The organism is Legionella shakespearei DSM 23087 (genome assembly GCF_000373765.1).
In the GTDB taxonomy this organism is placed as follows: domain Bacteria; phylum Pseudomonadota; class Gammaproteobacteria; order Legionellales; family Legionellaceae; genus Legionella; species Legionella shakespearei.
On record NZ_KB892434.1, the window covers coordinates 116,757 to 130,604 of the forward strand.

The following is a 13,848-nucleotide window of genomic DNA, read 5'->3' on the forward strand; positions in this document are numbered from 1 at the left end:
TCAGCGTAATGCGGGAAGTCAGGACACGACTACCCGTATTACGCCTATCGCCTAATACGGGCTACGTATTAGAGATTATTCCTGGCGCTTCATTGCATCAAAAAATTCAGAGTTGGTTTTGTGATTTTTCATGCGCTCCAGCAAGAACTCAATTGCATCACACTCATCCATTGACTGCAGAATTTTACGTAAGATCCAGGTACGCTGTAAATCTTCGGGGCTTAACAGGAGATCTTCACGGCGAGTACCCGAACGGTTGATGTTGATTGCCGGGAAGACACGGCGTTCGGCAATATTACGGCTTAAGTGAATTTCCATGTTACCTGTTCCCTTGAACTCTTCATAAATGACTTCGTCCATTTTGGAACCGGTATCCACCAGTGCTGTAGCAATAATGGTCAAACTACCGCCTTCTTCGATGTTACGCGCAGCACCATACAAACGCTTAGGTCTTTGTAATGCATTGGCATCCACACCACCAGTAAGTACCTTGCCTGAAGAAGGCACAACGGTGTTGTATGCACGAGCCAGACGAGTGATGGAGTCAAGAAGAATGACCACGTCGCGTTTATGCTCTACCAGACGTTTGGCTTTTTCTATAACCATTTCAGCCACTTGAACGTGTCGGTTTGCCGGCTCATCAAAAGTACTGGCAACCACTTCGCCCTTAACAGAGCGTTGCATTTCAGTTACTTCCTCGGGGCGCTCATCAATCAATAAAACGATGAGGTAACATTCGGGGTAATTTTTTTCTATGGAGCGGGCAATGTTTTGCAGCATTAGGGTCTTTCCTGCCTTTGGCGGGGAAACAATCAAACCACGCTGGCCACGACCGAAAGGTGCGCATAAATCCACAACCCGGGCAGTTAAATCTTCTGTACTGCCATTGCCTTGCTCCATTACCAGGCGCTCGGAAGCAAATAAAGGAGTCAGGTTTTCGAATAGAATCTTACGTTTTGCACTATCAGGAGTATCGTAGTTAATCTCATCTACTTTCAGCAATGCGAAGTAGCGCTCGCTGTCTTTAGGTGGACGGATTTTACCTGAAATGGTATCGCCAGAGCGCAGGCCAAAACGTCTGATTTGGCTTGGTGAGACGTAAATGTCATCAGGACCGGCCAAATAAGAGCCATCGGCGGATCGCAAGAAACCAAAACCATCAGTTAAAACTTCTAAAACTCCATCACCATGGATGTCTTCACCTTTTAAGGCATGGGCCTTAAGAATGGCGAAAATGATGTCTTGTTTGCGCATACGGGAGGTATTTTCTACTCCCATCTCTTGTGCGATGTTGACGAGATCGGCAATAGGTAATTGCTTAAGTTCACTAAGATTCATACTTCTCACTTGATTTATGGTTTAAACGAATTGAATATCCGAGAAAATTTTGTTAGGGAATAGCAGCTAAGGATTCTGCTGCCTATGTGTCATACCTTGAAGGCTTGCCACATATTGGTAACAGGCTATCACAGCTTTTTAACAAGATCCAACATTTTTCTACTGAAATAAATAAAAAAACTTTTTTGGTAACGCTCCAAATGCAATCGTAGCCCGTGCGCTACCCGATCCTCGTCGTCCTGAGCGCGTCTTTTGGCGCGAAGGATCTCCTGAAAGTGGCATGGTGCCACTGAGATCCCGGCTGCAAGCAGACCGGGCTACACATCCTGCCAGGATTCAGTGCCACTTTCGGGAGATCCTTCGCGCCAAAAGACGCGCTCAGGACGACGGAGATCGGGGAACGAGAGTAGGAAGTCTCTGGAAAATTCCCGTATTACGCTGCGCTAATACGGGCTACGGAACCTACAGTATCTTTAAACGTGGCTCTCAACAAAGGCGCTTAATTGTGATTTGGACAATAAACCCATCTTAACTGCTTCAACCTGGCCATTTTTGAATAAAATCAGTGTAGGAATACTCATTACACCGAATTTGGCTGGAGCCTGGGGATTTTCATCTATGTTTACTTTGGCAAAAGTTACCGCTTGGCCATGAGTTGCAGCCACTTCTTCCAAAATAGGTGTCAGTGCGCGACATGGGCCACACCATTCAGCCCAGAAATCAACCAATACTGGTTTGTTGGAGTTAATAACATCCTGATCAAAGCTCGCATCAGTTACCGTTTTAATATTATCGCTCATGGGAAAACCTCTGTTATTTATCGTTTCGAATTATTTATTATAGATCACCGTTAGCCGCTTGTAACATACTTAATACAGTAATGGCCGCGGTTTCTGTCCGCAAAATTCTTGGCCCTAAAGATAAGGGTAAAAAATCATATTTACAAGCCAATTTGATTTCTTCATCACTTAAACCACCCTCTGGACCGATGATTAAGGCAATATCTGGCTGAGACACTGCATATTCCTTTAATGACTTACTGCCTAAGGGGTGAACGACAAACTTCAATGCCGCCGATTCTTTTGCAACATATTGGTCAAAATGGATTGGAGGGTGTACCACAGGCACTTTATTACGGCCAGATTGTTCACAGGCTGCAATGACTATGCTTTGCCACTGATGCAGTTTTTTTGTCATTCGGTCTTTATCCAGTTTTACCGCACAGCGTTCGGTAATTAATGGAGTAATGCGGGTTACACCTAATTCAACCGATTTCTGCATTACCAGTTCCATCCGGTCGCCTTTGGAAATAGCCTGAGCCAAATGGATGCTTAATGGTGATTCGCGACTGACTTCTCTTACAGTGCCAATGCGAACAAAGACCTGCTTTTTTTTAACGGTTTCTATAAGTGCATCAAATTCACGGTCATCACCGCTAAATAAAGTAAGCGGTTCTCCTGCTTGCATGCGTAAAACGACAGCCACGTGCTGCCCTGCCTCAGGAGACAATTCAAGTAATTGCCCACTCTGGTATTCACCCGCTTGATAAATGCGTATTTCTCTCATGATAAATTCACCAATATTTTTATCTGACACAATATAACAAAAATTACTTATTACCGCCTGCTATGCTAAAATCTTATGGTTATTAATTTCATCTGAGGAATAAGAAAATCATGGGTAAAACACGAATAGAATCAGATAGCATGGGCGAAATAGAAGTTCCTGCTGATAAATATTGGGGAGCACAGACTGAACGCTCATTGCATCATTTCAATATTGGCCAGGATATTATGCCCCGTGAAGTCACCCATGCTTTTGGCATTTTAAAGAAAGCAGCCGCCCTCACCAATCTTGATTTAGGTAAATTACCTAAAGATAAAGCCAATTTAATTGTTGCTGCCGCGGATGAAGTGAGCAAGGGCAAGTTAGACGATCATTTCCCCCTGCATGTCTGGCAAACAGGAAGCGGTACCCAATCCAATATGAATGCGAATGAAGTGATCTCCAACCGGGCTATAGAAATGGCTGGCGGAGTCATGGGCAGTAAAGCGCCCATCCACCCCAATGATCATGTCAACATGTCACAATCGTCTAATGATACGTTCCCGACAGCCATGCATATTGCCGCAGCGGTTGCATTCAACGAAAAACTGATACCTGCTGTACGTAGCCTGCGCGATGTATTTGACGCGAAAATGCACCAGTTTAAAGACATAGTTAAAATCGGCAGAACCCATTTACAAGATGCCGTGCCTTTAACCTTAGGCCAGGAATTTTCAGGTTATGTTGCCCAACTGGATGCCTGCATTCATAGGCTGGAAGAAGTATTACCTGAACTCTACGAACTGGCTGCAGGAGGCACTGCGGTGGGAACCGGGCTAAACACTCATCCTCAATTTGCAGTCAAAGTTGCGGAACACATTGCCCAAATCACAAACCTGCCTTTCGTCACTGCACCGAATAAATTTGCAGCTTTAGCGTCGCACGAACCTTTGGTTTTTGCTCATGCTGCTATGAAAACACTGGCTTGTGCGCTGATGAAAATCGCCAATGACATCAGATGGCTTGCTTCCGGCCCACGTTGTGGTATTGGTGAGTTAATCATTCCTGAAAATGAGCCAGGGTCTTCTATTATGCCAGGGAAAGTAAACCCTACCCAGTGCGAAGCCATGACTATGGTGTGTAGTCAGGTTCTGGGTAATGACACTACTGTAGGTATTGCAGACAGCCAGGGTAATTTTGAATTGAATGTATTCAAACCGGTTATTATTTTTAATGTGTTGCATTCATTAAATTTACTTGCTGACACCTGCCATTCTTTCCAGGAGTTTTGTGCAGAAGGTATAGAGGCGAACAAGCCTGTGATTGATTATTATTTACATCATTCTTTAATGCTGGTCACCGCGTTAAATCAGCATATAGGTTATGATAAAGCTGCGAAAATAGCTAAAACAGCGCATCATGATAATACCTCCTTACAGGAAGCAGCAGTGAAGTTAGGCTTTTTAACAGCGGAACAATTTGCTGAATATGTGAAACCTGAAGAAATGATAGCGCCGAAGTAATTTAATCCGATCTACGTCGTCCTGAGCGCGTCTTTTGGCGCGAAGGATCTCCCAATACTGGCACCATGCCATTTTCGGGAGATCCTTCGCGCCAAAAGACGCGCTCAGGACGACGTAGATCGGGGAAGAATCAGATTTCGTAGCCCGTATTAGGCGTAGCCGTAATACGGGAATGAGTTCATTGCCCGGCTGCGAGCAGACCGGGCTACGCACTGTGTCAAGATTCAGATGTACGTTCTCTGCCGCTTTGGCAAAATCTCTCGGAAACACCTTGACCTAAGCCTGTCTTTTAGGGCGTTGTGCGCAGGGATGCGCACATCGACCGCATGGATGCAGGTTTCCCTAAAAGACAGGCTTAGGTTAAGGGGTTTCTTGCGCAGGACTATTAAAGTTTGGTGCCACTTCGATCCCGGCTGCGAGCAGGCCGGGCTACAAAACCTGCCAAGACTGATTATTCGGGTCGCCATAAATTGGTTTTCATTAGGTCGAGAATGGCGTTACCCTGGCCATTGATTATGGCTTTCATCATGTACAGGCTAAATCCTTTGACTTGTTCCATTTCAATAGCAGGGGGCATGATCAATTCATTGCGATCTACCGATACGTCTACAATAACCGGGCCTTTGTGTGCAAATGCCACTTCCAAATCACTTTCCAGACTTGAAGCACTGTCTACACGTATTCCCTTAATACCAATCGCTTCCGCCATAGCAGCAAAATTAGGATTAGTCAGGGAAGTAGCATAATCCAGCATTCCGCCAACATGCATTTCCATTTCTACGAAACCTAAACTGCCATTATTAAAAACAACGATTTTAATCGGTAATTTCTGCTGGATTAGCGTTAAAACCTCGCCCATGAGCATGGCAAAACCACCATCCCCACACAAGGCAACAACTTGTCTGTCAGGATAAGCGGATTGCGCACCCAAAGCCTGTGATAACGCATTAGCCATAGAACCATGGTTAAATGATCCTAACAACCGCCGCTTGCCATTCATCTTCAAATAACGCGCAGCCCACACTGTAGGCGTTCCCACATCCGCTGTAAAAACAGTATCTGCACGTGCAGCACGATCAATGCATTGCGCAACATACTGTGGATGAAGCGGGGTTTTATCAGCGGTCTTTGTAGCCAGGGCATCGAGCCCCTTACGTGCTTTCTGATAGTGTCCCTTTGCCTTGTCTAAATGGCTGCTGTCTTGTTTTTCCTTGAGTAAAGGCAATAAGGCTTTTAGAGTGCAATCCACATCACCAACCGCACCCAAAGCAAGATGGGTTCGCTTGCCCAATTGCTCTCCATGCAAATCAATTTGAATAATCTGAGCCTTTTCAGGATAAAATTGTCGGTAAGGAAAGCTGGTTCCCAACAATAATAAGGTGTCGCAGGCCTCCATTGCATAATAGCCAGAGCTAAAACCTATAAAACCAGTCATGCCTACATCATAGGGATTATCATATTCAATAAAGGGTTTGCCACGCACGGTGTGTACTACAGGAGCTTTGAGAGTACTGCAAAGCTGCATTAACGAATCATGAGCATTGGCAGCACCAATACCACAGAATACAGTAACATTTTTAGATGCATTCAGGCGTTGGGCAATATCCTCTAATACAGCGGCAGGAGGTGTCACTTCCGGACGGACAAAAGACAAACTCTCTTTCATCACTTTATGGCGTGCCTGCTGCAAGGCAATATCGCCAGAAATCACTAATACTGCAACTCCTGACTTGGCACGAGCTGCTTGCATGGCAAGATGCAGTAACCTTGGCATTTGCTCTGCCGATTCCACAACCTCGCAAAAACAACTGCACTCTTTAAACAAGATGCCAGGATGCGTTTCCTGGAAATAATTTCCCCCAACCTCGGGGCTGGGTATGTGTGCCGCAATGGCAAGCACTGGCGCACCGCTACGGTGACTGTCATAAAGACCATTGATCAAATGCAGGTTTCCTGGTCCGCAACTGCCGGCACACACCGTTAGTTCACCCGTTAATTGTGCCTCAGCACCCGCAGCAAAAGCCGCCGCTTCCTCATGGCGTACATGAACCCATTCTATTTCTTTATGCTTTTGCAAGGCATTGGTTATGCCATTTAATGAATCGCCAACGATGCCATAAATCCGTTTTATGCCAGCATTGGATAGCGTATCAACAAGTACCTCAGCTACATTTGCCATGATCAATTCCTTTGAAGGGTCTTTGTCTGTCTAAAGAGGGTGAAGTTTTACATTAAAGAATAGTGTAATAACGAAATTTTTCCAGCGAACAGCGTGCGGTTTCCTCTCCTGAGAACAGATACAAGAGAGGAACCGAAATGTGGATTATTGAATCACTGGAAGTTGCGGAGCTGCTGCTCTTTTTGGTCCAGGAGTGGTTTTTTGAGCGGGTTCACTGGAAGAAGAAGTACCCTTCGCAGCCGCCTTTGGAGTGCTGGAACTCGAACCTGAGCTGGAACCGTTTGCTTTTCCATACGATTGAGTCCTTGGAGCAGAATCATAAGAAGAATAATCGGTTTCTTGCGCGCTTTGCCCATCAAAATAGCAACCAGACAAACCTAAAGTAAGTGCTGCAACAACTCCATAACTCAACCTGAATAAATTTTTGTTCATAATAGCTTCCTGCAGTACGTTATAAGTTAATGAATCTATCTTGTTCATAAATAACTATAAATTAAAAAGTGCAAAATGGCCATAACGATTTCTCTGACACAATCCTTTTATTCGAGCATTTTTATAGTTCATTATTAACTTCCAAAAGCAATGATTAAATTAAATTGATTGTCTGGGTGAAGGGCACTAAAATCGCCTGCCTGGGTGTAATATAGCGGAGTTGATGGATGGTACATATTTTAATTGATGCAAGCAGTTTAATAAATGAACTCAGACGTAAACGACCTCCGCATGGTATTCCACGTGTTACTCTTGCTTATTTGAAGTTTTATCTGGATAGAATGCAAATCCTGATACGCCTTGATAAACGGATATTTATTTTACCTAAGGACTCATCCAAACAAATTGCCGTATTGTTGTTAGATTGGAATGCAAAACATATTTATCAAATTATAAAATTAGTTATTAAAGGAATTTTCAGATCGCGTAATGCAATGCCGAAAGGAACCACTTATTTACTTAAAACAGATCAGGGAGGATTGAAAAAACCATCCTATATTAAAACCTTAAAAGATAAAAAAATTAATTTGTTGAGTGTAGTTCATGATCTGATACCTGTACTCAATCCTGAGTATTGCACACCGAACAATACTCACAAATTTGCCCTAAATCTTGATCTGATTCTGCAGCATAGCAAAGGCATTCTTACCGTATCTCAATTTACTCAGGATGTTTTGGCGCATTATGTACAATCTAAAGGTGTTTTTTGTCCTCCAACGCGTCCCGCTACCTTGGCGCCGGGATGGAACGCTGATGTCATAAATACCCAGCCATTGATTGAAGGGCCTTACTTTGTGACCATCAGTACAATCGGAGATCGTAAAAATCATGTATTGTTATTACATATCTGGAGAGACATGGTAGACCGACTGGGTGACAAAGCTCCCAAGCTGGTTATTATTGGTAAACGCAGCACCAAATGCAGTTATACCATATCCTTGCTGGATCGATGTCAGCAATTACGCCATTCCGTCATAGAAACCCGGTGTGACGATCAAGAACTTGTCCGCTATGTAAAGCATGCCAGAGCCTTACTCTTCCCTACATTTACTGAAGGTTACGGTTTACCTCTGATAGAGGCCTTGAGCATAAAGGTACCAGTCATTGTCAGCAATCTCCCTGTTTTTCATGAAATTGCCGGCGATATTCCCGAGTACTTTGATCCTCTGGATGGTATTGGCTGGATGCAATGTATTGAACATTATGCTCAGGAGCAAAGCCCTCGTCGCCAGGCCCAACTTGAACGCATGTCGGGTTTTCGTATACCCGTCTGGGATGAACATTTTGCAAAAGTGGATGCGTTTATTGAGGATCTGGAGCTCTCATAAGAGGTCTGTTTATTGGAAATATAGGCTTTCATATGCGTTGTAGACAAAGATAAAAATCATGTTATTATGAGCATCTTCAAGCAAAAAATAGTTATAAAAACAATAAAATAAGGGAGCATAAAAATAATGATTTACGGACGTATTCCTAAGGCTTGTTTTTTTGGTTTTGCATTAGCTAATGCAGGTGTTTCGTTTGCCGGAACCATGGGAGATGTACAGGATGACAGCAAACGTTATTTTTTTAGTGCTTCAGCTGTCTATGCTGCTATTAGCGATGAATCATTAAACAAATTCCATTTTGTCGACACTATAAGCCCGACTGGCAATATAGTATCGCACTTATCGGATGTTGATCCTCGCTGGGGATATGCCTTAAGTCTGGGCTACCAATTTGGACCACAATACAGTAATGATGTTGTTTTAAGTTATACAAACCTGAAAAACCATGGTACGCAATTTGCCGGCAATTCAGAAGCTGACGCGCTGATGAAAAATACCATGAGCCTGGCGATGGGAAATGCTGATGACAATCCTACGTTAACAGGACCAGCTCTGGCTTCTATGAGCAGCTATTATGAGTTCCAAAGTGGTGAATTGATGACTCACCATAATTTTCAAAGCAAATTTGCTGATCAAATCCGTTTTTCCAGGTTCTACGGAATTAAAGCAACAGAATTTAAAAAGGGATTTGAAACCACTTACAATGGGACAGTAGTTTCCCTCGGTTTTGACACAGAGGCACCTCAATCTGATTACATTCAGTACGAGGCAAAATACTGGGGTATTGGACCCAAAGCAGGGGCCGGAGCTTATTGGGATTTTAATCGCTATTTCAGTATAGGCGGTGATTTATCCCTTGCAGTTCTTGGTGGTAATCGTAAGAGCCAACTCAATGAGTCTCTTCGTACTGGAACCCCGATATTTAATATGCCAGTAAGTAATCTTTATACCTATCATCAAGCTTATGATTCTGCTTTATGGGTTGTTCCAGTATTAGGAGCAAATCTTGTAGCCAGTTTTAATTATGATTTTACCAGTGGCAACAGACTGGGTCTTGAAGCAGGTCTTAATACAGAACAATATTGGTCGGAAACAGCTTCTGAACGATATCGTCGTAAAGATGGCGCGAACTCTATAACCATCAACCAACGCTTTTCTTTGCGAAATGTATTCTTGAAAGCTTCTTATTATTGCTAATCTGGTGTTTCGCATGGCCTGGAGCTATCCGGCCATGCGTTTTCTTCATCATGACCCCTATCATCATAAGAAAATTCATCAAAGAAGTGAGTTTTAATTTTTAGTAGTACGGAGGTAAACTATGTTCATGTCGATGAGTCCGTTAGATCGTTCCCATGTACCTGGTAATGTTATCTCTATTCCTAATCGAATTCATCCCACTGCAATCATTGCCCATAGTGCAAAAATTGCTCCTGATGTTACCATCGGCCCTTATTCAATTATTGGTGAACATGTAACGATTGGTCAAGGCACCGCCATCGCTTCTCACGTTGTTATTGATGGCTGGACAAAAATTGGTGAGCGCAATCAAATAGGTATTGGCGCTGTTATTGGAGGCACTCCACAAGATCTTAAATTTCAAGGTGAAGCAAGTACAGTTACCATCGGTCATGACAATATTATCAGAGAATATGTGACTATTAATCGCGGTACAGCCGGAGGGGGCGGACAAACTCAAATAGGTAACCATAATTCGATTATGACGTCGGTACATGTGGCACATGATGTGATTATTGGCAACCACAATGTCATTGCCAATAGTACCGCACTGGCTGGGCACGTGATCATTGAAGATTGGGTTACTATCGGCGGTTTAACTGGCATTCATCAATTTATTCAATTGGGACGAATGTCCATGATCGGTGGCATGAGTAAAATAACGAAAGATGTACTCCCTTATTCTATGGTCTCTGGTAATCCTGCCAGGCGTTATGGTCTTAATATAGAACGCCTGCGTCGTAATGGATACACTGCCACCGCACGTCGGGAAATTCACCGTGCTTATAAAATTCTATTTCAGGATGGACTTTCATTAAAAAGTGGGATGAATCGTCTAAAGGATGAGTTTTCAGACAATCAGGACGTTATGCATGTAATAAAATTTTTACAGGCATCTAACCGTAGTATTTATCGATAGTATCAATGAGTTTTTTATTATGACTTCTTACCAGTTTGCCACTTCCAAAGGCCCTTTTTCTTTATCCAGTCTGGCTCGAATTTCAGGAGCAGAACTCATTGATAATAAGGGCGCTGCATTTGAAGTAGCGCATTTAGCCACGCTTTCTTCTGCTACCCCCCTAAGCTTGTGTATGCTGCATCAAAAAAAATACCTGAAAGAATTAAAAAATTCTTTAGCAGGCGCCTGTATACTGGCTCCTGAATATGTGGACTATGCTCCTCCAACCATGCATTTGCTGGTTCATAAAAACCCTTACAAAGCCTATGCATTGATTACTCAGGCATTTTATCCGGAAGAAGAGCTCATTGCATCTATTGCGCCTTCTGCTTTTGTTTCGCCAAGTGCCATTGTAGGTCAAGGCTGTGAGATAGAGCACGGGGCTTATATAGGAAAGAAGGTAACCATTGGCCAACGATGCAAAATTGGGGTAAATACTTATATTGGTGATGGCGTAATTATTGGTAACCACTGTCATATTGAAAATAATGTCAGTATCAGCCATACCGTTATGGGAAATAAAGTACGGATATATCCTGGTGCGCGAATCGGGCAAGATGGCTTTGGTTTTGCCAGTGATGCGGATGGACATTATAAAATACCTCATGCTGGCGGCGTGGTTATAGGTAATGACGTAGAAATTGGAGCCAATACCTGCATTGATCGAGGTTCACTGGACAATACAATCATTGACGACTGGTGCCGCATAGATAATCTGGTGCAAATTGGTCATAATGTGAAAGTTGGAAAAGGCTCCATTATTGTGGCTCAGGCAGCTATTGCTGGCAGTTCTCAATTAGAACCATTTGTTGTTTTAGCCGGGCGGGCAGGAGTAATCGGGCATTTAAAAATCGGGCGAAATGCTGTAATTTCTGCCGCCAGTATCGTGATAAAAGACGTTCCAGCCGGTGCGGTAATGGCCGGCTATCCGGCAACTCCGGCAAGAGAGTGGCACAAACAAACCGTATTCTTGAAAAAAAGTATCAGCCGTGGGAAGAGTCGAGAAGACCCAAAATAGCTAGGGCTGCTTTTTTACTAGCTCCCTGCCTCAATGTTTGATGTATGAGGCTAAATTGTGTTTTCATCTGTTGCGAGACGCGTGTATCAAGTAGATTGATGACACTTTTTGCAATTGGTTTTGCTGTTGCCTTTTTTTGAATATATTCTGCTACGATGCCCTGATCTGCTAATAAATTAGGGAGGGAAATAAAACGCACTTTAACGCATAAAGCGGCGATAGCATAGCTTAGGGCATCACATTTAAATGCCACTACCATAGGACGTTTGAGTAGCATGGCCTCAAGTGTTGCTGTTCCTGACTTTACTAAAACAACATCAGCAATTGCCATAGCCTCTTTTGATTTTCCATCCAAAATCTGCACGTTGAGATTATAATTTTTAGCTCTTAATTGCTTTTGAAAGAAAAGACGCAACCTGGCAGTAGGCATGGGAACAATAAACTGTACTGCCGATTCCTGTATACTTATTTCTTTCATTGCCTCGATAAACAAGGGTGCCATATATTTCATTTCACACATACGGCTTCCTGGTAATACGGCAATAATCTTATCTTTATCGGAAAAACCAAAGTGGTGCCTTGGGGAGATTTCTCCTTCCTGTAAATCAATAGAATCTGCTAACGGATGGCCTATAAACTCTACAGGAACCTGATTTTTTTGGTAAAATGAAGCTTCGAAGGGAAATAAGGTGAGCATTAAATCCACCGCTTTTTTTATTTTCACTACTCTTTTTTGTCTCCAGGCCCAAACTTTGGGGCTAACCATATGAACGGTTTTTATTCCCAACTGTTTTAGCGCAAGTTCTAACGAGAGGTTAAAATCAGAGTAATCTATTCCAATAAAAACATCAGGTGGCTCTTCAGTCCACCTTTTTATTAATGCCTTCCGAATACGCAATAATTCAGGAACGCGCAATAGCACGCCGGTAAAACCCATGATAGACAATTTTTCCATCGCAATAGAGGAAGTAAAACCCTCCTGTTGCATCAGGGGGCCTCCAATACCAGTAAACTCTATGGGGGAATAATGGTTTTTTAACTCGCGTATTAATCCAGAACCTAAGAGGTCACCAGACATTTCACCGGCAACAATAGCTATTTTTAATGGGCGTTTTTCGGTCAAAATAATCCCTTTGTAACTACGCAGAATTTCTCATACTACATGATGTCTCTGCTTTTAATTTACATACAATGTATCTGAATTGATTAATGAAAGGATACTAGCCTAAAGATAATGAGAAGAACAGTATTATTTACTTGCTTCAATGTACTGATAATCGACTTTACTGTACTTTTCTTTGCATCAATAAATATGTTCTCCGATAAGCATGATGATCATTTTAGCTAAAATAAAAAAAATACTGAAAATAACCAACAAGGAGAAAAGATCGTAGGGTAACCGCGGATAGGAATAAGAATCGGGTTGAGTTGGCGGCAAGATCTGGATCACACTGTTTCTTTTCAATGACATGATCCAGAAAACATAGGCCTGCTGTGCCGCATCATATTCTGCCTCAGCAAATTTTAATTTCAGCTGTTTGTGGGCTAATTCCTGCTGATGCACTGTAGGGTCTTGCGCCAGATTTTTGAATTGGAGTTTGGCTTTGATCAGTTTTTCTCTGCTATTATGCAGTTCTGATTGTAAATACATTTTTTGCTCTTTAGCAGCGGATAATTCTATTTTATTCACGAACTCTATAGTTTGTTTACTCATCAAATGAAGTAATTTCTGTGCTTTTTCAGATGAAAATGCTCTTAGAGCAATGCTTATCTCCCCAGTATTGCTATTGGCTGAAACTTTAACCTTTTTATTAAAATAATCGAGAAACTCTTTCTTATTTGCTGTTTCTTTAAGCCTTGATAAAGAATCAATGCTCTTTGCCTGATAGTGCGCTTTTATACCTGCAGTGTTTTCCAAAGCAAATAGCAGCTCTTCTGAAGACAAGTAGTGCTTGATTAAAGATACTGTAGCAGAAGAAGTCATCTGGCTTTGTTGCTTATCATTGGCCTTTTGGAATAAAGAATTGGTTTTGTTCTTCATTCCGGAATCCTCTCCATAATTATGAATTAAAATACTGGTACTACTTTCATATTCAGGAGTTTTGATAAATAGAAGATAACTGCCAATAATGAACAAAGGAAGCAGGACGCAAATACTGAATGCAGTTTGTTTTTTCATCCAGCTCCTGGCGAGGAAAAGCAACGTTTTGTTTTTAAAAGATATCAGGCCA

General features: G+C 42.5%; 12 protein-coding genes. 5 read left to right on the plus strand and 7 right to left on the minus strand.

Features of this window, described 5'->3' with window-relative positions; translation table 11 throughout:
• Nucleotides 1-75 precede the first annotated feature (75 nt).
• The 3 genes from rho to B094_RS0113745 all read right to left on the minus strand — a co-directional run bounded on the left by rho (nt 76) and on the right by B094_RS0113745 (nt 2,904).
• Nucleotides 76-1,338, minus strand: a complete 1,263-nt coding sequence (gene rho / locus B094_RS0113735; protein WP_018578393.1) for a transcription termination factor Rho — start codon at nt 1,336-1,338, stop codon at nt 76-78.
• A gap of 473 nt (nt 1,339-1,811) precedes the next feature.
• A complete protein-coding gene (trxA, locus tag B094_RS0113740) occupies nt 1,812-2,138 on the minus strand; it encodes a thioredoxin (RefSeq protein ID WP_018578394.1) in 327 nt (108 codons plus the stop codon).
• Between the two features lie 37 nt (nt 2,139-2,175).
• Nucleotides 2,176-2,904 carry a 16S rRNA (uracil(1498)-N(3))-methyltransferase gene (locus B094_RS0113745; RefSeq protein WP_026254035.1) on the minus strand — a complete coding sequence of 243 codons (729 nt, stop codon included), beginning with the start codon at nt 2,902-2,904 and terminating at the stop codon, nt 2,176-2,178.
• Nucleotides 2,905-3,014: 110 nt separating this feature from the next.
• Between B094_RS0113745 and fumC the strand changes: the two genes are divergently transcribed.
• A complete protein-coding gene (gene fumC / locus B094_RS0113750; RefSeq protein ID WP_018578396.1) occupies nt 3,015-4,406 on the plus strand; it encodes a class II fumarate hydratase in 1,392 nt (463 codons plus the stop codon).
• Between the two features lie 451 nt (nt 4,407-4,857).
• On the opposite strand, the gene poxB is transcribed toward fumC, so the two are convergent.
• The gene (gene poxB, locus B094_RS0113755) at nt 4,858-6,585 is read right to left on the minus strand and encodes a ubiquinone-dependent pyruvate dehydrogenase (protein WP_018578397.1); all 1,728 of its coding nucleotides are present in this window, start codon (nt 6,583-6,585) and stop codon (nt 4,858-4,860) included.
• A 144-nt stretch (nt 6,586-6,729) separates the two neighbouring features.
• Nucleotides 6,730-7,017, minus strand: a complete 288-nt coding sequence (locus tag B094_RS0113760; protein WP_018578398.1) for a hypothetical protein — start codon at nt 7,015-7,017, stop codon at nt 6,730-6,732.
• A 227-nt stretch (nt 7,018-7,244) separates the two neighbouring features.
• Here B094_RS0113760 and B094_RS0113765 point away from each other — a divergent pair, with 227 nt between their 5' ends.
• The 4 genes from B094_RS0113765 (at nt 7,245) to lpxD (ending at nt 11,617) form a co-directional block, all read left to right on the plus strand.
• Entirely contained in the window at nt 7,245-8,405 is a 1,161-nt protein-coding gene (locus B094_RS0113765) for a glycosyltransferase family 4 protein (protein WP_018578399.1), read from the plus strand.
• 126 nt (nt 8,406-8,531) lie between these two features.
• Nucleotides 8,532-9,602: an Lpg1974 family pore-forming outer membrane protein gene (locus B094_RS0113770; RefSeq protein WP_018578400.1), complete on the plus strand. Its 1,071-nt coding sequence runs from the start codon at nt 8,532-8,534 to the stop codon at nt 9,600-9,602.
• A gap of 127 nt (nt 9,603-9,729) precedes the next feature.
• Complete coding sequence (gene lpxA / locus B094_RS0113775; RefSeq protein ID WP_026254038.1) at nt 9,730-10,560, plus strand: acyl-ACP--UDP-N-acetylglucosamine O-acyltransferase; 831 nt, start codon at nt 9,730-9,732, stop codon at nt 10,558-10,560.
• Nucleotides 10,561-10,579: 19 nt separating this feature from the next.
• A complete protein-coding gene (lpxD, locus tag B094_RS0113780; protein WP_018578402.1) occupies nt 10,580-11,617 on the plus strand; it encodes a UDP-3-O-(3-hydroxymyristoyl)glucosamine N-acyltransferase in 1,038 nt (345 codons plus the stop codon).
• On the opposite strand, the gene lpxB is transcribed toward lpxD, so the two are convergent.
• Both lpxB and B094_RS0113790 read right to left on the minus strand, forming a co-directional pair.
• Entirely contained in the window at nt 11,583-12,740 is a 1,158-nt protein-coding gene (lpxB, locus tag B094_RS0113785; RefSeq protein ID WP_018578403.1) for a lipid-A-disaccharide synthase, read from the minus strand. The two genes, lpxD and lpxB, sit on opposite strands and share 35 nt — an antisense overlap.
• Before the next feature lie 180 nt (nt 12,741-12,920).
• Nucleotides 12,921-13,796, minus strand: coding sequence for a hypothetical protein (locus tag B094_RS0113790; RefSeq protein WP_162263930.1), 876 nt, complete (start codon nt 13,794-13,796; stop codon nt 12,921-12,923).
• Nucleotides 13,797-13,848 lie beyond the last annotated feature (52 nt).

Excerpts from the sequence above, each read along its gene's own strand:
- lpxA (WP_026254038.1), top strand. The coding sequence starts at position 9,730 with ATGTCGATGAGTCCGTTAGATCGTTCCCATGTACCTGGTAATGTTATC.
- B094_RS0113790 (WP_162263930.1), bottom strand. The coding sequence starts at position 13,796 with ATGAAAAAACAAACTGCATTCAGTATTTGCGTCCTGCTTCCTTTGTTC.
- B094_RS0113745 (WP_026254035.1), bottom strand. The coding sequence starts at position 2,904 with ATGAGAGAAATACGCATTTATCAAGCGGGTGAATACCAGAGTGGGCAA.
- rho (WP_018578393.1), bottom strand. The coding sequence starts at position 1,338 with ATGAATCTTAGTGAACTTAAGCAATTACCTATTGCCGATCTCGTCAAC.
- fumC (WP_018578396.1), top strand. The coding sequence starts at position 3,015 with ATGGGTAAAACACGAATAGAATCAGATAGCATGGGCGAAATAGAAGTT.
- lpxD (WP_018578402.1), top strand. The coding sequence starts at position 10,580 with ATGACTTCTTACCAGTTTGCCACTTCCAAAGGCCCTTTTTCTTTATCC.
- B094_RS0113770 (WP_018578400.1), top strand. The coding sequence starts at position 8,532 with ATGATTTACGGACGTATTCCTAAGGCTTGTTTTTTTGGTTTTGCATTA.
- B094_RS0113760 (WP_018578398.1), bottom strand. The coding sequence starts at position 7,017 with ATGAACAAAAATTTATTCAGGTTGAGTTATGGAGTTGTTGCAGCACTT.
- poxB (WP_018578397.1), bottom strand. The coding sequence starts at position 6,585 with ATGGCAAATGTAGCTGAGGTACTTGTTGATACGCTATCCAATGCTGGC.
- B094_RS0113765 (WP_018578399.1), top strand. The coding sequence starts at position 7,245 with ATGGTACATATTTTAATTGATGCAAGCAGTTTAATAAATGAACTCAGA.
- trxA (WP_018578394.1), bottom strand. The coding sequence starts at position 2,138 with ATGAGCGATAATATTAAAACGGTAACTGATGCGAGCTTTGATCAGGAT.